Annotated in this window: 16 protein-coding genes and 1 pseudogene; 11 read left to right on the top strand and 6 right to left on the bottom strand. The window is 67.1% G+C overall.

Annotated features, from left to right (window positions below):
* The first annotated feature begins 15 nt into the window (after positions 1-15).
* The 10 genes from ACCC97_RS07780 (at position 16) to ACCC97_RS07735 (ending at position 10,812) form a co-directional block, all read left to right on the top strand.
* Positions 16-792: an enoyl-CoA hydratase-related protein gene (locus tag ACCC97_RS07780; protein ID WP_413332137.1), complete on the top strand. Its 777-nt coding sequence runs from the start codon at positions 16-18 to the stop codon at positions 790-792.
* A 121-nt stretch (positions 793-913) separates the two neighbouring features.
* Positions 914-2,071, top strand: a complete 1,158-nt coding sequence (locus ACCC97_RS07775; protein ID WP_413332135.1) for an acyl-CoA dehydrogenase family protein — start codon at positions 914-916, stop codon at positions 2,069-2,071.
* A 22-nt stretch (positions 2,072-2,093) separates the two neighbouring features.
* Entirely contained in the window at positions 2,094-2,921 is an 828-nt protein-coding gene (locus tag ACCC97_RS07770) for an SDR family oxidoreductase (RefSeq protein WP_413332213.1), read from the top strand.
* A gap of 79 nt (positions 2,922-3,000) precedes the next feature.
* Entirely contained in the window at positions 3,001-4,107 is a 1,107-nt protein-coding gene (locus ACCC97_RS07765; protein ID WP_413332133.1) for an AraC family transcriptional regulator, read from the top strand.
* A gap of 111 nt (positions 4,108-4,218) precedes the next feature.
* The gene (locus ACCC97_RS07760) at positions 4,219-5,763 is read left to right on the top strand and encodes an acyl-CoA synthetase (protein ID WP_413332131.1); all 1,545 of its coding nucleotides are present in this window, start codon (positions 4,219-4,221) and stop codon (positions 5,761-5,763) included.
* A 25-nt stretch (positions 5,764-5,788) separates the two neighbouring features.
* The gene (locus tag ACCC97_RS07755) at positions 5,789-6,532 is read left to right on the top strand and encodes an SDR family NAD(P)-dependent oxidoreductase (RefSeq protein ID WP_413332129.1); all 744 of its coding nucleotides are present in this window, start codon (positions 5,789-5,791) and stop codon (positions 6,530-6,532) included.
* Positions 6,533-6,561: 29 nt separating this feature from the next.
* Positions 6,562-7,857 (top strand): acyl-CoA dehydrogenase family protein, encoded by a 1,296-nt coding sequence (locus tag ACCC97_RS07750; RefSeq protein ID WP_413332127.1) that lies wholly within the window; start codon positions 6,562-6,564, stop codon positions 7,855-7,857.
* A 5-nt stretch (positions 7,858-7,862) separates the two neighbouring features.
* On the top strand, positions 7,863-8,933 hold the full coding sequence (locus tag ACCC97_RS07745) for a phosphotransferase family protein (protein ID WP_413332125.1): 1,071 nt from the start codon (positions 7,863-7,865) through the stop codon (positions 8,931-8,933).
* Positions 8,930-9,925 carry an NADP-dependent oxidoreductase gene (locus ACCC97_RS07740; protein WP_413332123.1) on the top strand — a complete coding sequence of 332 codons (996 nt, stop codon included), beginning with the start codon at positions 8,930-8,932 and terminating at the stop codon, positions 9,923-9,925. Before ACCC97_RS07745 ends, ACCC97_RS07740 begins: the two co-directional genes overlap by 4 nt.
* Positions 9,926-10,056: 131 nt before the next feature.
* On the top strand, positions 10,057-10,812 hold the full coding sequence (locus tag ACCC97_RS07735; protein WP_413332119.1) for an SDR family NAD(P)-dependent oxidoreductase: 756 nt from the start codon (positions 10,057-10,059) through the stop codon (positions 10,810-10,812).
* On the opposite strand, the pseudogene ACCC97_RS07730 reads toward ACCC97_RS07735, so the two are convergent.
* Positions 10,770-11,045: pseudogene (locus tag ACCC97_RS07730) on the bottom strand (AMP-binding enzyme); the annotation flags it as partial. The gene ACCC97_RS07735 and the pseudogene ACCC97_RS07730 overlap by 43 nt on opposite strands.
* Positions 11,046-11,239: 194 nt before the next feature.
* Between ACCC97_RS07730 and ACCC97_RS07725 the strand changes: the two are divergent.
* Positions 11,240-12,220: a Bug family tripartite tricarboxylate transporter substrate binding protein gene (locus ACCC97_RS07725; RefSeq protein ID WP_413332117.1), complete on the top strand. Its 981-nt coding sequence runs from the start codon at positions 11,240-11,242 to the stop codon at positions 12,218-12,220.
* Between the two features lie 29 nt (positions 12,221-12,249).
* On the opposite strand, the gene ACCC97_RS07720 is transcribed toward ACCC97_RS07725, so the two are convergent.
* The 5 genes from ACCC97_RS07720 to ACCC97_RS07700 all read right to left on the bottom strand — a co-directional run bounded on the left by ACCC97_RS07720 (position 12,250) and on the right by ACCC97_RS07700 (position 18,362).
* Complete coding sequence (locus ACCC97_RS07720) at positions 12,250-13,101, bottom strand: enoyl-CoA hydratase-related protein (RefSeq protein ID WP_413332115.1); 852 nt, start codon at positions 13,099-13,101, stop codon at positions 12,250-12,252.
* A 4-nt stretch (positions 13,102-13,105) separates the two neighbouring features.
* Positions 13,106-15,250 (bottom strand): 3-hydroxyacyl-CoA dehydrogenase NAD-binding domain-containing protein, encoded by a 2,145-nt coding sequence (locus tag ACCC97_RS07715; protein ID WP_413332113.1) that lies wholly within the window; start codon positions 15,248-15,250, stop codon positions 13,106-13,108.
* Positions 15,251-15,260: 10 nt separating this feature from the next.
* Positions 15,261-16,466, bottom strand: coding sequence for an acetyl-CoA C-acetyltransferase (locus ACCC97_RS07710; RefSeq protein WP_413332111.1), 1,206 nt, complete (start codon positions 16,464-16,466; stop codon positions 15,261-15,263).
* A gap of 140 nt (positions 16,467-16,606) precedes the next feature.
* Positions 16,607-17,365: an enoyl-CoA hydratase-related protein gene (locus tag ACCC97_RS07705; protein ID WP_413332109.1), complete on the bottom strand. Its 759-nt coding sequence runs from the start codon at positions 17,363-17,365 to the stop codon at positions 16,607-16,609.
* 10 nt (positions 17,366-17,375) lie between these two features.
* A complete protein-coding gene (locus ACCC97_RS07700) occupies positions 17,376-18,362 on the bottom strand; it encodes an NADPH:quinone oxidoreductase family protein (RefSeq protein ID WP_413332107.1) in 987 nt (328 codons plus the stop codon).
* Positions 18,363-18,375: the final 13 nt, after the last annotated feature.

Raw genomic sequence — 18,375 nt, 5'->3', positions numbered from 1 at the left:
GCGCTCGAAAACACCATGGCATTGAAGAATCTTCTCGTCGAGCGGCTCGAAGGCGGGGTCGCTGCACTGACGCTGAACCGCCCTGAGGTACTGAATGCGTTGTCGCGTGGGCTGCTCGAAGACCTGCACACGGCCTTCGCCGACGTGGCCGAAGATCGCAGCGTGCGGGCCGTGCTGCTCGCGGGAGCGGGCAAGGCGTTCTGTGCCGGAGCCGATCTGTCGCCTTCCGGAGCCGGCGGCGCGGACCTCCTGGGCGGGCTCATGAACCCGCTGGTGCTGGCGATCCGTCGCTGTCCGGTGCCGGTGGCGTGCGCGGTGCAGGGCGCCGTCGCGGGCGGCGGCGCGGGTCTTGCACTGGCGGCCGACGTGGTGTTGGCGGCGCGCTCGGCGTATTTCTACATTCCACAGATGAGTCGGCTTGGGCTGCTGCCGGACCTGGGATTGACCTGGTTCTTGCCGCAGCGCCTCGGCCCGGCGCGCGCCACCGCGCTCTCGCTGATGGGCGAGCGGCTGCCGGCGCCGCAAGCTGCCGAATGGGGTCTGGTCTGGCGCTGCTGCGAGGACGTGCAACTGGCGAACGAGGCGCTGGCCGTCGCACAACGCTTGGCGCAAGGCCCTGCGCACGCAGCGCCAGAAATGCGGCGTGCGTTCGACGCGGCACGCGTCAACGACCTCGCCGCGCAACTCGATCACGAAGCGCAGCGCCAGCGCGAACTCGGGACGGGCGAAGCCTTCCGTGAGGGCGTACAGGCGTTCCGTGAGAAGCGCGCGCCGCGCTTCCCCGCGTGCTGATGTCGGGGCTTGCCTGTGCGATGTCAAAAAGGTGCTCGGCGCAAAGCGCGCAGTACGGCCAATCGGGTTGTGATGTTGCGCCATTGAGCGCAGCCGGCACGGGCGAGACACTGACTGCACCATGAGCCAATCACCCTGGATGACCCCGGAGCTCGAGAGCTTCCGCGACACCGTACGCCGCTTCTATGACAAGGAACTGGTGCCCAATGAGGACCGCTGGGGCCGCCAGCAACACGTGGACCGCGAGGTGTGGCACAAGGCCGGCGCGGCGGGCTTGCTGTGCGTGGGAATCTCCGAGGCCTACGGCGGCGGCGGCGGCAACTTCATGCACGAGGCGATCCTGTTCTACGAGCAGACGCGGGCCATCGTGCCCGGCCTGGGCAATGGCGTGCACACAGGCATCGTCGCGCACTATCTGGAGAACTTCGGCACCGAAGCGCAGAAGCACGCGTGGTTGCCGCAAATGGCAAGCGGAGCGCTGGTGGGGGCGCTGGCCATCAGCGAACCCGGCGCCGGCTCTGACGTGCAGGCGATCCAGACCCGGGCGGTGCGCCAGGGGGACCACTATGTAGTGAACGGCGCCAAGACGTTCATCAGTAACGGTCAGTTGGCCGACCTGGTGTGCGTGGTGGTGAAGACCGATCCTGCCGCTGGCTCGCGTGGCATCTCCCTGCTGATGGTGGAAACCGCGAAGGTCGAGGGCTTTCGCCGCGGCCGTGTGCTCGAGAAGATCGGCATGCACGCGCAGGACACCTCCGAACTGTTCTTCGACGATATGCGCGTGCCCTGCGCCAACCTGCTGGGGCCGGAAGAGGGACATGGATTTCGCCAGCTGATGAAGGAGCTGCCGCGCGAACGCGTGGTGACTGCGATGAGCGCGCAGGGCTCCATGGACCGCGCCATCGCAGAAACGCTGGCCTATGCACGCGAGCGCAAGCTGTTTGGCGACACGTTGTTCGATCTCCAGAACACCCGTTTCAAGCTGGCCGAATGCCAAACCAAGGCCGCTGTGTCGCGCGCTTTCATCGACCGGTGCATCGACCAGCTCGCACGAGGCGAGCTCGACGCCACCACTGCCGCAATGGCCAAATGGTGGTGCACACAGACCTGCGGCGAGATCGTCGACGAATGCCTGCAACTGCACGGCGGGTATGGCTACATGACCGAATACCCGATCGCGCGGATCTACCAGAACGTGCGCATTGGCCGCATCCTGGCGGGCAGCAACGAGGTGATGAAGGAACTCGTGGCGCGTGACATGAAGCGCGCCTCGGACTGAGAGCCGCATGCGTCCACACAACATGAACGACGCATTCCGGGAGCAGGTGCTCGCCGGCAAGGTGGCGGTGGTGGCTGGTGCCTCCAGCGGAATCAACCTGGGCATTGCGCAGCATCTGTGCCGGGCCGGCGCCAAAGTTGCCATATTGAGCCGCAGTCCAGAGCGCATCGAAGCAGCCGCACGCTCGGTGTCGCATGACCCGGCGCGTGCCGCCGGCTTCGCGGCCGACGTGCGTGACTACGACGCGGTGGCGGCGTTTTTCGCCGAGGTCGCCTCGCGTTTCGGCGCCATCGACATCGTGGTCTCGGGGGCGGCGGGTAACTTTCATGCGCCGGCAGCGCAGCTCTCGTCCAACGGTTTTCGCACGGTGATCGAGATCGACCTGATCGGCACCTTCAACGTGCTGCGCGCAAGCTTCGATCACCTTCGGCGGCCGGGTGCCTCGCTGATGTCGATCACGGCGCCCGGCGGCACCCATCCCTCGATGTTCCAAGCCCATGCCAATTCGGCCAAGGCCGGTATCAACATGCTCACCAAATGCCTGGCCATGGAGTGGGGCCCGGCCGGCGTGCGGGTGAATGCGATCTCGCCGGGGCCAATTGCAGGCACGGAGGGCATGGCACGCCTGGCAGCCACGCCCGAGCGAGAGGCGCTGCTCAAGGGCCGGCTCGCGTTGCGCGACTACGGAACCAAGCGCGACATCGCCGATGTGGCGCTGTTTCTGTGCAGCGACAACGCCCGCTACATCACCGGCACGGTGGTTGAATGCGACGGCGGAAGTGCGCTCGGCGACGCTTCGGCCGACGCGCTGGCGCCGTCCGAGCGCCGAGCGCAGGCAAGTCCGGATTGACACTGTTGTGGCAGCATTAGTAGCATTGGATCAACCATTAAAAAGAGTGCTGCACCTGGTGCGCACTCCAGGAGACTCCATGCCGTCAGCCGCAACTTCCGCATCCCTGCGGCCTCTGTTCGAACAGGCCTCGCACGACGAGGCGGCCGTGCGTGGCTTGCACCACACGATCCCGATGTGCTACGTGCTGTCCTTTCTGGGCGGTGCGCAGGATCGCGGCATGGACGTGCCCGGACTGCTGGCGCGGCACGGCATCTCGCCCGCGATGATCGATTCACCGCTTTCGCGCGTCTCGGTGGCCCAGTTCGCCGCGCTGCTCAAGCACCTGCGCTGGCGCATGCGCGACGAACTGCTTGGCTTCGGTGGCCGGCCGGTGAAGCTCGGCACCTTCGTGCTCGCGGCCCGCCAGATGTCGCGCTGCGCCACGCTCGGCGATGCCCTGCGCGTGGGCTTGGGCATCTACCGCCTGGTCATCGACGAGTTCAGCGCGCACCTTCGCATGGAGGGTGGGCTGGCGCGCGTGGTCATTGCGGAAAGCACCGCGGGTCGGCGGCCAGGATTCATTCAGTCGGCGTTTCTCTATTGGGTGCTGGGTGTCGCCTCTTGGCTGGTGCAGCAACGCATTGCGCTGCGCGACGCTGCGCTCAGTCGCGACCTGCCTTCGCAGTCCTACCGCGAGAGCGGGCATCTGTTCAACGTGCCGATGCGCTTCGGCGCGCCCACCAGCAGCATCGCCTTCGATGCGCGCTGGCTGGGAGAGCCGGTGGTGGCCGGCCCGCGGCACCTGCAGGCACTGGAGCAGCAGTTGCCGGGCGCGTTGCTGGTGCGTTTTCGCGACCAGTCGAGCCTGACCGAGCGGGTGCGGCTGCGCCTGCAGCATCAACTTGCGGCGGGCTTGCCCTCGCTGGAGCAGACTGCCTGGCACCTGAAGATGACGCCGCACTCGCTGCGCCGCCGATTGGCCGAGCACGGCACCAGTTTTCAGGGCATCAAGAATGCGCTGCGCCGCGATGCGGCCATCGATCTGCTCACGCGTTCCAGCCTCCCGCTTGGCGACATCGCGCAGCAGTTGGCGTTCTCGGAGCCCAGCACTTTCCACCGCAGCTTCAAGCTGTGGACCGGCGTGGCGCCGGGCGAGTACCGGCGCACGCACGGCACGGGGCAGCCCGCGTGCGAGTCCGAATGAGTTCCATCGTTTTCGATCCGTCCATAGAGAACCGGCTCCCGCGCCGGCAAGGAGACATTGCATGAATATCACCCGAAACTGCGCGCGCGCTCGGACGTCGATCGGCCAGCCATGACCCATCCGTCGATCATTGCCCGAACCCACCCCGACAAAACGGCTGTCCTCATGGCGGGCTCGGGCGAACGGCTCAGCTACGCCGAGCTCGAGGTCCGCTCGAACCAGGGGGCGCACCTGCTGCGGACCCTGGGCCTGAAGGCCGGCGACCATGTGGCGGTGATGCTGGAGAACCACGTGCGCTTCTTCGAGGTGTACTGGGCTGCCCAGCGCGCGGGGCTCTACTTCACGCCGGTGAGCACGCACCTGACGGCTGCGGAGGCGGCCTACATCGTCAACGATTGCGGTGCGCGCCTGGTGGTGTCTTCTCAGGCAGTGGCCGACAAGGCGCGCGACCTGCCGGCGCTGTGTGCTGGGGTCGAGCACTTCCTCAGCGTGCACGGTGCCGTGGAGGGCTACGCTTCGTGGGAGGAGGGCGCGGCGCCGTACCCCGGAACGCCCATTGCTGATGAGGTCGGCGGCCACAACATGATGTATTCGTCGGGAACCACCGGCCAGCCGAAGGGCATCAAGGTGCCGTTCGCGAACAACCCGATCGACGCGATGGTGCCGATCATGCAGGTGTTCTCGCGCAGTTTCGGCTACGACGCGGACACGGTTTACCTCTCGCCGGCGCCGCTCTATCACTCGGCGCCGCTAGGATTTTGCGCAACGGTGCAGCGACTCGGTGGCACGGTGGTCGTGATGGAGAAGTTCGAGCCCGAGGCCTTTCTTGCACAGATTCCGCAGCACCGCATCACGCACACGCAGGTGGTGCCGACCATGTTCGTGCGGCTGCTGAAGTTGCCGCAGGAGGTGCGCGCGCGGTACGACGTGTCGTCGCTCGTGTGTGCGCTGCACGCAGCGGCACCTTGCCCGGTGGAAGTGAAGGAGCAGATGATCGACTGGTGGGGCCCTTGCATCTACGAGCAGTACAGCGGCTCGGAAGGCATCGGCTGCACCATGATCTCCGCGCACGAATGGCTGGCGCACAAGGGCTCGGTGGGCCGCGCATTGATGGGCGAGGTGCGCATCGTCGGCGAAGACGGCAGCGTTCGGCCGGCCGGCGAGGCGGGCGCGATCTATTTCGCCAACAGCCGCCGCTTCGTCTATCACAACGACCCCGGAAAGACGGCAGACGCCTTCAATGATCAGGGCTGGTCGACGCTGGGTGACGTGGGCTACCTCGACCCCGAGGGCTACCTCTACCTGACCGACCGGAAGGCCTACATGATCATCTCTGGCGGGGTCAACATCTATCCGCAGGAAGCCGAGAACGCGCTCGCGTTGCATCCCGACGTGATTGACGTGGCGGTGTTCGGCGTGCCGAACGCGGAGTTTGGCGAAGAGGTCAAGGCGGTGGTGCAACCGGTCGACTTTGCCCGTGCCGGGCCGGCGCTGGAGGCCGCACTGATCGCCTACTGCCGCGAGCGGCTCACATCGATCAAGTGCCCGCGCAGCATCGACTTCGAGGCGCAACTGCCGCGCCAGGACAACGGAAAGCTCTACAAGCGCCTGCTGCGCGACCGCTACTGGGCCGGACACGCAGGCCGCGTGATCTGAGACTTCCACTCACCCGGAGACTTCCATGACTCACGACATGGCGTTTGACTTCGCCGGAAAAACCGCGCTCGTCGTCGGCGGCACCAGCGGCATCGGCAACGGCATTGCCCAGGCCTTTCGCGCCGCGGGTGCGGCGGTGCACGTATGGGGTACGCGCGCCACGCCCGGTGACTACAGCGCAGACGAGGGCAGCGATCTGAAGGGTCTGCATTTCTCGCGCGTCGACGTCTCGGACGCGGCCGCCATCCAGGCCTTCGTGCCGCCGTTCGACCGGCTCGATGTGCTGGTGCTCGCGCAGGGCGCGGTCGAGTACCGGCGCGCCGAATTCGAGGACACAACCTTTCGCCGCGTGGTCGATGTCAACCTCAACAGCGTGATGTCTTGCGCGAGCCTGTTCCACCCACTGCTGAAGGCGGCCGGCGGGGTGGTGATCGTCGTCAGCTCCATCTCGGCCTACCGCGCCGCGCTCGGCACGCCCGCATATGCGGCGTCGAAAGCCGCAGCCTTGTCGCTCACACGCTCGCTCGGCGCGGCCTGGGCCACCGACGGCATCCGCGTGAACGGCATCGCGCCGGGACTCGTCGCCACCAAGATGACCCGGGTCACGACCGACAACCCGCAGCGCCTGGAGGCCACGATCGCGCGCATTCCGGCCGGACGCATCGGCACGCCCGGCGACATGGCGGGCGTGGCGCTATTTCTTGCATCGCCGCTTGCGCAGTACGTGATCGGCCACACCATTCCCGTCGACGGCGGGCTCAGCGCCTGAGGGTGCTGCACAACTTCAGGAGCAAGTACATGAGCTGGGGATTCGAAACCGATGAAGCGTTCCAGAAGGAACTCGACTGGATAGACGACTTCGTGCGCACCGAGGTGGAGCCGCTGGACCTGCTGCTGGACAGCCCCTACAACGTGGCCGACCCGGCCCGCAACCGCCTCGTGAGGCCGCTGCAGCAGAAAGTGCGCGATCGCAAGCTGTGGGCCTGCCACCTTGGCCCTGAACTGGGCGGGCAGGGCTACGGGCAGGTGAAGCTGGCGTTGATGAACGAGATCCTGGGACGCTCGGGTTTCGCACCCACTGTGTTCGGCTGTCAGGCGCCGGACTCGGGCAATGCCGAAATCCTCGCGCACTACGGCACCGAGGCGCAGAAGCAGCGCTACCTGCTTCCGCTGCTGGCCAACGAGATCGTCTCTTGCTTCGCCATGACCGAGCCGCAGGGCGGCTCGGATCCCCAGATATTCACCACACGCGCCGAGCGTGACGGCGACGACTGGCTTATCAGCGGACAGAAGTGGTTTGCGTCGAACGCCAACTACGCCTCGTTCTTCATCACGATGGCGGTGACCGACCCGGACGTGTCGGCGTACAAGGGCATGTCGATGTTCATCGTGCCGGCCGACACGCCCGGCCTCACGATCGTGCGCGATGTGCATCTGGCCGGACGCAAGGCGCACGGCCACGGTCATGGCTACCTGAACTTCGACCGCCTCCGCGTGCCGGCCGACCACATGCTGGGCGGCCCGGGGCAGGCGTTCGCGGTGGCGCAGACGCGCCTGGGCGGCGGACGCATCCATCATGCGATGCGTACCATCGGTGAGGCGCGCAAGGCCTTCGACATGCTGTGCGAGCGTGCCGTGTCGCGCCGCACCCAGGGCGGCAGGCTGGCCGACAAGCAACTGGTGCAGGCGATGGTGGCCGACTCGTGGATCGAACTGGAGCAGTTCCGCCTGCTGGTGCTGCGCACGGCCTGGCTGATCGACACGCACAACGACTATCAACTGGTGCGCAAGGACATCTCTGCCGTGAAGGCGGCCATGCCGAAGGTGCTGCACGACATCGTGGCGCGGGCGATCCAGGTCCATGGTTCGCTCGGTCTCACCGACGAGATGCCGCTTGTCGAGCAGATGGTGTCCTCCCTCATCATGGGCCTGGCCGACGGGCCGACGGAGGTGCACAAGATCACGCTCGCACGCGAGCTTCTCAAGCAGGTGACGCCCTCGGCCGAGCTGTTCCCGAGCTACCACCTGCCGCGTGCGCGCGAGCGCGCAATGGCTATGTACGGCGCGGCGCTCGAAGGCGCCGACGGGCTTTGACCGCGATGCCGGTGAGCACCGAAGCGAGCCAGCAGGCGTGGCAGGACCTGGTCGATCCGGCGGCCCTCGCCGCGTGGATGGACACGCAGGGGCTGGGCGGAAGCGGCATTGAAGAGGCCACCTTGCTGGCAGGCGGCACCCAGAACATCTTGCTGAAGTTCGATCGCGGCGCGCGCAGTTTCGTGCTGCGCCGCCCGTCGCGCCACCTGCGGGCCAACAGCAACGAGACCATGGGGCGCGAGGCCCGCGTACTGGCGGCGCTCGCGGGCAGCGCGGTGCCACATCCGGCGCTGATCGTAGCCTGTGCCGACACGGCGGTGATCGGCGCGGCCTTCTACCTGATGGAGCCTGTGGACGGCTTCAACGCGGCCGACACCGGCCTGCCGGCGCTGCATGCGTCGGACCCGTCGGTGCGCAAGCGCATGGGCTTCGCGATGGTCGATGCCATCGCCGCGCTCTCGGAGGTCGACGTGGCGGCCGTCGGCTTGTCCGACTTCGGCCGCGCCGAGGGCTTTCTGGAGCGGCAGGTGCCGCGTTGGCGCAAGCAGCTCGAGGGTTATGCGGCCTGTGAAGGCTGGCCCGGCCCGCAGTCCCTGCCCGAGGTGCGGCAGGTGGGCGACTGGCTCGAGGCCAACCGGCCGGCCACCTTTATGCCCGGCCTGCTGCACGGCGATTTTCACATCGCCAACGTGATGTTTCGCCACGACGGCCCCGAGCTCGCGGCCGTGGTCGACTGGGAGCTTGCGACCGTGGGCGATCCGCTGCTCGACCTTGGCTGGCTGCTGGCGACCTGGCCGCGCCCCGACGGCTCTCACCACACGCCGAACCGGGTGCAGCCGTGGAGTGGCTTCCCGCTTGCCCAGGAACTGGTGGAGCGCTACGCGCAACGCAGCGGCCGCGACCTTTCGTCCATTCGCTGGTATGCGGTGCTCGCCTGCTACAAGCTCGGAATCATCCTCGAGGGCAGCCATGCACGCGCTTGCGCGGGGCAAGCGCCGTGCGACACCGGCGAGCGACTGCACGGCGCCGCGCTTGGCCTGTTTCAGCGTGCGGTGGAATGGATCGAACAACCATGAACCGGCGCGTCGTGCTCGCGGCGAAGCCGCAGGGGCGGCTGGACGCCGCGCATTTCCGGCTCGAAGAGGCGCCGATGCCCGAGCCTGCACCGGGCGAACTGCTGGTGCGGGTTCGCATGCTGTCGATTGACGCGGCCAACAGGGCATGGATGCAGGCCGCGACCTACCGCGACGAACTGCAGGCTGGCACGGTCATGGCCGGCACTGGCGTGGCGGAAGTCGTCGCTTCGCGGGTCGAGGGTTTTGCACCCGGCGACTGGATCTCGGGCAGCGTCGGCTGGCAGGACCACGCCGTGCTGCCAGCCACCAACGCACGGTTGCTGCCGCGCCGGGAGCCGGTTGGCCATTTGCTGAGCGTGTACGGCACCTCCGGGCTCACGGCCTGCCTGGGATTGGAGAAGATCGGTCAGCCGCAGCCCGGCGAAACTGTCGTGGTGTCTGCGGCGGCCGGCTCGGTCGGCACCCTGGTCGGGCAGATCGCGAAGCTGATGGGCGCGCGCGTGGTGGGTATCGCAGGCGGCCGTGCGAAGTGCGACTGGCTGGTCGACGAACTGGGCTTCGACGCGGCCATCGACCATCGCGCCGGCCCGCTCGCCCCGCGTCTGCGCGAAGCCGCACCCGAGGGCATCGACGTGTACTTCGACAACGTGGGCGGCGAGGTGTTCGGCGCTTGCTTGTTCGCGATGAACGACTTTGGCCGCATCGTCTGCTGCGGTGCGGTGTCGCAGTACGACGGGCCCACGCCACCACACGGGCCGCGCGGCGTGCCTGGACTGATCGTGCTCAAGCGCCTGCGGGTGCAGGGTTTCTTCCTGCCCGACCACGAGCACGACCGCGACGGCGCGCTCGCCCGGCTCGAGGCCTGGGTCGCGAGTGGGCGCCTGCGAGTGCCCGAAGACATCGTCGAGGGCCTGGAGAACGCACCGGCCGCGTTGGTCGGCTTGCTCGCCGGAGAGAACCGAGGCAAGCGACTGGTACGCGTCGCATCCTGAAAGCAGTCCCCTCCGATCACTCCCAACACGAAAGACGCACACATGCCAGTACCGCTTGCAGGAATCGGAGGGATCGAGTTCGCGCGCATCGGCACGGGGCGCGCCGCCGCTGTATCTGCGCAGGCCGCAGCATGAAGCGCCTGGCGGGCCGGGTAGCCGTCGTGACCGGTGCGGCTTCGGGCATTGGCGCGGCCACGGCACAACTGTTCGCGCAAGAGGGGGCTCGGGTGTTGGCGGTCGATCGCCATGACGACCTGCTGGCAGAAGCGCATGCTGGCGAGGAAAAAATTCGCGCGCTGGCGCTGGACCTGACCGGCGAGGACGCGCCGCGTGCCGTCGTCGTCGAGGCACTTGCCGTATTCGGTGCCATCGACATTCTGTTCAACAACGCCGGCTCCAGCGCCAACAGCCTGGCCGAGGCCATGACCGACGCGCAATGGGACTTCGTGTTCGACGTCAACCTGCGTTCGATGTTTAGGCTCACGCGTGAAGCCATTCCGGCGCTGAAAAAGCAGGCCGCGAAAACGGGTCGTGCGCGAATCCTCAACACCTCGTCGGTGATGGCGCGCGACACCGACATTGGGCTCTCGGCCTACACGGCCTCCAAGCACGGCGTGGCGGGACTGACGAAGACGCTGGCGCTGGAGCTTGGCAAGTTCGGCATCACGGCCAACCACATCCTGCCTGGAGCGATCGTTACCGGCCTGACGCGGCGCAGCTTCGAGCAGCCGCACATCAGCGCGGTGTGGGAAAAGAAGTCCGCGCTGCGCAGGCTGGGCCAGCCGATCGACATCGCACGCGCCGCTTTGATGCTGGCGAGCGACGAGGCGGACTTCATCACCGGTCACGGGTTGACGGTGGACGGCGGGCTCACGCTGCGCGCCTGATCAGCCGCGCCTGTTTCTCCTCCTGCAGGGTGTCGCCAGTCGATCTTGCCGGTGCCGGTGCGCGGCAGCCGCTCGACGAACGCTACGCTGCGGGGGCATTTGTAGGCGGCGATCTGGCCGTGGGCCCATTCGATCAGCTCTGCTTCGCGGACCAGGTGCTGCCCTCCATGGCGGCGAACCACCACCGCCTTGACCATCTCGCCGCGGCGAGGGTCGCGTGCGGCGACGACGCAAGCCTCCTGGGCCGGACGACATCTTCAGGATTCATGAAGTTCTTTCTGTGACAGCCGTGCGGTGGATGGGGAGGGCGTTGGCGATTCCGCCAACGCGTCTGCACGACTGCGCCATTGCCGTGCACAGCGGGCCGTTTCCATACTGGATGCAGGCAGACACCGATCCGCCTGAGCACCACCTTTGGAGACAACCCATGCATCTTCGATTCCATTCCGCGCGCCTGCTGCGCCTTGTATTCGGCGCCGCGGCGCTGGCCGCAGCGCTGGCGTCCCACGCACAGGACTACCCCACACGTGCGATCGCACTGGTCGTGCCGTTTCCTGCTGGATCGCCTACCGATGCGATGGCGCGAGAGATCGGCGCCGACTTGCGCACGACGCTCGGCCAGCCGGTCGTGGTGGAAAACCGCCCTGGCGCCAGCTCGCTCACCGGCACACAGTACGTCGCGCGTGCCGTGCCAGATGGCTACACGCTGCTGCTCATGACCACCAGCCACCTCATCAATGCGCAGCTGCAGCTCAAGCCGGGCTACGACCCGTTCGACAGCTTCGTGCCGGTGACGGAGCTCATCAAGTCTCCGGTGGTGTTCGTGGTGCGCTCGACGCTTCCGGTGACGAACATGGCGCAGTTCGCCAACTACGCCAAGGGGCGTTCAGTGTCCTACGCCACTTGGGGCATCGGCTCCAACACCGACATCTACGGCGCGATGATTTCTGACGCGATCAAGACAGACCTGCTGCGCGTGCCTTACAAGGGCGAGGCGCCGCTCGCCAATGACCTGCTCGGCGGCCAGGTCGACAGCGCGATGATGACTGTCGGCATGTACAAAGCCCAGTCGAAGACCGGCAAGCTGCGCGCGCTGGCGGTCAATGGGCCGAAGCGGCTGGCCGCTTTCCCCGAACTTCCCACGCTGCTGGAGTCGGGCGTGCCGGGGCCGAGCGTGGCCGGGTTCGCGGGCATCCTGGTGCCGGCCGGCACGCCCGCGCCCATCGCGGACAAGCTGGCCACGCACATCCAGCAGTACATCCAGAAGCCCGAAGTCGTGGCGCGCTGGAACGAGCAGTGGGGCTTCCAGGTCTCCGCTGTCCATCGCGCTGCATTCGGCGAGTTGATGCGCAAGGATGCCGTGCGCTGGAGCGAGGCCATCAAGTCGGCCGACATCAAGCTGGATTGACCGGGGCACGGCGCGCCGCATGGGCTGCATCAGTCCATGGAGCGGCGCGGCGGCAGGTCGACGAATTCCGCCGTGCGCCGCTCGGCGTTGGCGCGTGCTGCATCCATCACCTGTTCGCTGGGCACGAGGCCGGCGATCCAGAGCGCCACGTGCTCCAGCGTGTCGGCGGTGCTGTGGTCGCGGCCGTAGGTGATGAGGCGCTTGGAGCCGGTCACCGCGAGCGGCGCCTTCGCGGCGATGTCTCGGGCCACCGCGAGCACGCCGTCCATCATGTCCTGCTGCGTTGCGAAGACCTGGTTCACCAGGCCCCGCTCTCTGGCTTCGGCGGCGGGCATGCGCCGGCCAGTGTAGGCCAGTTCGCGCACCACGCCCTCGGGCACGAAGCGCGCAAGGCGGGGAAATGTGCCCATGTCGGCCGGCATGCCGACATGGATCTCGTGGATGGAGAAGAAGGCGTCGGCGCTCGCATAGCGCATACAGCAGGCACTCGTCAGGTCGAGTGCGCCGCCGATGCAGCCGCCCTGGACCGCGGCGATCACCGGCATGCGGCACTGTTCCAGCGCGGTGAAGCAGCGCTGGAAAGCCAGAATGCCCTCGTAGCGCGCCATCGGGCTGGTGAGGCGGGCGCGACGCTCGCCGTCGGGGCCTTCGGCGTCGGCGCGGAAGCTCCCGAACATCGATGTGTCGATGCCGCTGCTGAAGTAGCTGCCGGTGGACGAAATCACCAGCACCCGCGCTTGTGCTCCGTCGTCGAGTTCACGCACCGCTTGCGGGAGCTCGCGCCAGAAAGCGAGCGAGAGGGCGTTGCGCTTCTCGGGCCGGTTCAGCACCAGGTGGGCCACACGGTCGCTCACCTGCAGGTCGAAGCTTTCCCAGGGCATTGCGCTACTCGAAACGTTCGTTCGCGGCGGCCTTCTTCTGCAGCAGCGGGGGCGGTGCGAAGCGGCTGCCGTAGCGTTCGGCCAGCACGGTGGCGCGATCAACGAAGCGCGACAGGCCGTAGGCGTTGATGTACTGCACCGTGCCGCCAGTCCAGCGCGGGTAGCCGACGCCGAGGATCGAGCCGATGTTGGCGTCACGCGCGGACGCGAGCACGCCTTCCTCGATGCAGCGCACTGTCTCGATGGCCTGCGCGAAAAGGAAGCGCTCTTTCAGGTCGTCGAAGGGCACCGGCTTGCCGGAGTGAGGAAAGTGCTTCGTCAGATCCGCCCACAGTGCCTTCGGTTCGCCGGCCGGGTAGTCGTAGAAGCCGCCGCCGCCCGCGCGGCCGGGGCGGCCCAGGTCGTTGACCATTTTCTCGAGCACAGGCCAGGCCGGATGTTGTGGCAGCGGCTTGCCTTCGGCTGCAAGGTCGGAGGCTGTCTGCTTGCGCACGGAGAGCGTGAGACTCATGGCGACCTCGTCCATCACCGCGAGCGGGCCGACCGGCATGCCGGCCTGCAGCGCCGCGTTCTCGATGGTTGCCGCGTCCACGCCTTCGGCCAGCATGGCGGCACCTTCGCGGGTGAAGGTGCCGAACACGCGGCTGGTGTAGAAGCCGCGGCTGTCGTTCACGACGATCGGGGTCTTGCCGATCTGCTTGACGAAATCGTAGGCGCGCGCCAGCGTGTCGTCGGACGTCCGCCGGCCCTTGATGATCTCCACCAGCGGCATGCGGTCGACCGGCGAGAAAAAGTGCAGGCCAATGAAGTTCTCTTGCTGTTCGTACGCCGTCGCCAGTCCGGTGATTGGCAGCGTCGAGGTGTTCGACGCCATGATGCCGCCGGGCACGAGGTGCGGCGCGGCCTCGCGCACCACCTGCGCCTTGAGTTCGCGATTCTCGAACACAGCCTCGATCACCAGGTCGCAGCCGGCTAGGTCGGCGGCGTCGGCGGTAGGAGTGATGCGTTGCAGCGCGGCCTGCATGCGCTCCTCGCTCATCGCGCCCTTGGCCACGCGCTTGGCGAAGACCTTTTCGCTGTAGGCCTTGCCGGCCTGGGCCTTCTCGACGGTCGTGTCTTTCAACACGCAGGCCACGCCGCGCGTGGCGCAGGCATGCGCGATGCCCGCGCCCATCATGCCGGCGCCCAGGATGCCCACCTTCGAGAAGCTCGCACGCGGCACGCCTTCGGGGCGCCCCTTGCCGGACTTGACCTCGTTCATCTGGAAGAAGAAGGTCGTGATCAGGTTCTTCGCAACCTGCCCGGTCACGAGCTGGATGAAATAGCGCGTCTCGATGCGCAGCGCGGTGTCGAAGTCCACGCTCGTGCCTTCGACGGCCGCCGAAAAAATCGCTTCGGTCGCCGGATAGCAGCCCTTGTGTTTGCGCAGCAGCGTGACGGGTGCCGTCTTGAGCCAGGCGAGCGGCGCCGGCGCGCTCGCGGTAGCGCCGGGCAGCCGATAGCCTTTGCGATCCCATGGCTGGCTGGCGTCGGCGTGGGTGCCGATCCATTCGCGCGCCAGTGCCAGCAGCGCGGGCATGTCGCTGGCCACACCATCGACCAGGCCGAGCGCCTGCGCCTTGGCCGGCGAGAACAGCGTGCCGTCGAGCAGGAAGGGCATGGCCTTCTCGAGCCCGAGGTGGCGCACCATGCGCACGATGCCGCCGCCGCCCGGCAACAGGCCCAGGCCCGCTTCGGGCAGGCCGAGGTCGAGCTTCGGGTCATTCAGCGCAAAGCGGGCGTGGCAGGCCAGGGCAAGTTCGAAACCGCCGCCCAGCGCCGTGCCGTTGAGGGCAGCGACGACGGGGCGGCCCAGCTTCTCGAGTCGCCGCATCATGGCCTTCATTGCCATCGCGCGGTCGAATACGGCCTGGCCGTCGCCGGGGCCGACGGCGAGCAGATCGTTCAGGTCGCCGCCGGCGAAGAAGGTCTTCTTGCCCGAGGTGAGGATGACGCCGGCGATGCTCTCGCGCTCAGCTTCCAGGCGATCGACCGCCCGGGCCAGCGCCTCGCGGAACACGCCGTTCATGGTGTTGGTGGCCTGGCCGGGCATGTCGATGGTCAGGGTGACGACGCCTTGCGCGTCCTTGTCGAAGGTGATCGCTGTCATGAATGGGTGCTCAGAGTCGTTCGATGATGGTGGCGATGCCCATGCCGCCGGCCACGCATAGCGTGACCAGGCCGCGTTTGAGTTGCCGGCGCTCCAGCTCGTCGAGCAGGGTGCCCAACAGCATGCAACCGGTGGCGCCAAGCGGATGGCCCAGGGCGATGGCGCCGCCATTCACGTTGACCTTTTCGGGCGGCACCTGCATGTCGCTTATGAAGCGCAGCACTACAGAGGCGAAGGCCTCATTGACTTCGAACAGGTCGATGTCGTCCACCGTGAGTCCGGCCTTGCGCAGCGCGATGCGACTGGCGGGCGCGGGGCCGGCCAGCATGATGGTCGGCTCGGCGCCGACCACGCCCACCGACACCACGCGCGCGCGCGGCATGAGGCCCAGTGCGCGACCTTTGGCTTCCGAGCCGATCAGCATCAGCGAGGCGCCGTCCACGATGCCCGACGAATTGCCGGCCGTGTGCACGTGGCGGATGCGGTCCACCTGCGGGTACTTGAACTGCGCTATGGCGTCGAAGCCGAACTCGCCCTGCTGCGCGAACGCGGGCTTGAGGCGGCCAAGCGATTCGGCGGTGGTGTCGGGGCGGATGTATTCGTCCTGCGCGAGAACGGTGAGGCCGTTTGCGTCTTTCACGGGCACCACCGAGCGATCGAACCAGCCCTGGCTTCGCGCGTTCGCGGCCTTGCGCTGCGAGTCGGCGGCGAAGGCGTCTACGTCGTCGCGGCTGTGGCCGTCCAGCGTCGCGATCAGGTCGGCGCCGATGCCCTGCGGCACTGGTTGCAGCCGGAAGTTCAGCGGTGGGTAGGTGTCGCGCGCATTCGGCGCGCTGCCCATCGCGATGCGCGACATCGACTCCACGCCGCCGGCGACCACCAGGTCTTCCCAACCCGAGCGCACCTTCTGCGCGGCGATGTTGACGGCTTCCAGGCCCGAGCCGCAGTAGCGGTCGAGCTGCACGCCAGGCACGCGCCAGTCCCACCCCGCATAGAGTGCAGCGGTCTTGCCGATGCACATGCTTTGTTCGCCGTAGGGCTGGACGCAGCCGATCAGCGTGTCCTCGATCTGTGCGGTGTCGAGATCGTTGCGGCGCTGCAGTTGCTGCATCAGGCCGCCGAGCAGTCCCACGGGGTTGACTTCGTAGAGGCTGCCATCGGCCTTGCCCTTGCCGCGCGGCGTGCGCAGTGCATCGAAGATCATTGCTTCCTGCATGGATTCTTCCTTTGTTCAGTAGACATGTCGGGTGCCGCAAGCGGTCTCGCCTGCGCTGCACCCAGTGTGTGTTGCCGACGCGGCGAGCTCAATGACCGATGCGCGCAATGTCGTTGGCTGGAATGAGCATCGGCAGGCAGCTAGCAGCCTTGCCAGGTCGGCTGGCGTTTTTCGAGGAAGGCGAGCACACCTTCCTTCACATCGTGGCTCCCGGTGATGCCCGCGATGGCGCGTGCCGTGGCCTCCCAACCGTGGGCATCGGCACTGGCGAGCAAGCCGCTCATTGCCGCGAGGCATGACTGGACCGAAAGCGGGGCGTTGCCGGCGATGCGTTGCGCCATCGCCAAGGCTTCTGCGAGGGCGTGTCCCGGCGCGACCAGGCGATTCACGAAGCCGAGCGTGTGGGCGCGCGCGGCTTCGATTGGCTCGCCGGTCAGCACCAACTCCCGAGCGACGTTCGGCGTGAGCGCCTGCAGCGTCCGAAACAGCGCGCCGCAGGTGGGCACCACACCACGCATGACTTCGGGCAGGCCGAAGCGCGCATCGGTTGCGGCGACCACCATGTCGCATGCCAGTGCGATCTCCATGCCCCCGCCCAGTGCTGGGCCTTCGACTGCAGCGATCAGCGGCTTTCGTCGTGAGCGACGAATGATCCCGTACTCGCCGCCGCGTGGCGTCACGTAGTCGCCTTTCGCCGTGAGATCGCTGCCGGCGGAGAAGAACTTGTCGCCGCCGCCGAGCACACCCGCCAGCAGTTGCGTGTCGTCGTCAAGGAGGTTCAACGCAGCATCCAGAGCGTCCGCCGTGGCGCGGTCGATTGCATTGCGCTTGTGCTCGCGCTGCAACGTGATTACCAGCACGCGGCCGCTGCGCTGCGTCGCCACCAAGTCCGATTTCATGACCGGTCCTTCACTGCGGGCCATCCGGGAAAGTGAAGACGACGCGGCCGAAGCCGGTGCGGTCGTTCATCTTCGCGGCTGCTTCGTCGAAACGTTCGACCGGCAGCACATGGCTGACCAACGGGCGAATGCGACCTTGTTGATACAGCGCCAACACTTCGGTGCGCAGTTCGTTCATCAGGGCCGGTGTGCGTTCGCCCGCCTGCCGCGCGTCCACGCCGACCAGCGAGGCGCCCTTGACGATGCTCAGGTTCGACTTCAGCGCACCGATCTCGCCGCCTGCGAAGCCCACCATCAAGTGGCGTCCGCCCCAGGCGAGCGTGCGGAACGCCGTGTCTGTCGCATCGCCCCCGATGGGGTCGTACACGACGTCAATGCCGCCCGGACCGGCCAGCGCCTTGACGGCCGCCTTCCAGTCGCCGGTGGTGTCCACCACGGCATCCGCGCCGGCAGACATTGCCGCGGCACGCTTGGCTTCGGTCGATGCCGCGGCGATCACTCGGGCGCCGAGAATCTTTCCGATCTGTACCGCAGCATGGCCCACGCTGCCTGTCGCGCCCAGTACCAGCAAGGTCTCACCACGCAACAGGTTGCCTCGCGAACGCAGCGCATAGAGTGACGTGAGATACGGCGCGAGAAGAACCGAGGCTTCGACGAAGTCTGCTTGCGGTGGAAGCGGGTAGACCAGTTCCTGGGGAAGGCAGATGTATTCCGACCACGCGCCCATGCGCGTCCCGCAGACGCGGTCACCCGGGGCCAGTCGACCATCGGCACCGTCGCCCAATGCGTCCACGACACCGCTGAATTCTGAACCGGGCACAAAGGGGGTGGGTGGTTTGATCTGATAGCCGCCCCGTGCAAGCAGCAGATCGACAAAGGAGACTCCGCAGGCGCGGACCTTGATTCGCACCTGGCCGGCCGCGACTTCAGGGATCGATGTGTCTTCCAGCCGGATTTTGTCGTCGGCTCCGTATCCACGGACAAGCAAGGTTTTCATTCGGGGATCTCTT

Origin of the sequence: Variovorax sp. Varisp85, from assembly GCF_047304045.1 — a bacterium.
Classification (GTDB): Bacteria; Pseudomonadota; Gammaproteobacteria; order Burkholderiales; family Burkholderiaceae_C; genus Variovorax.
This window is presented reverse-complemented; position numbering and strand designations above follow the sequence as displayed.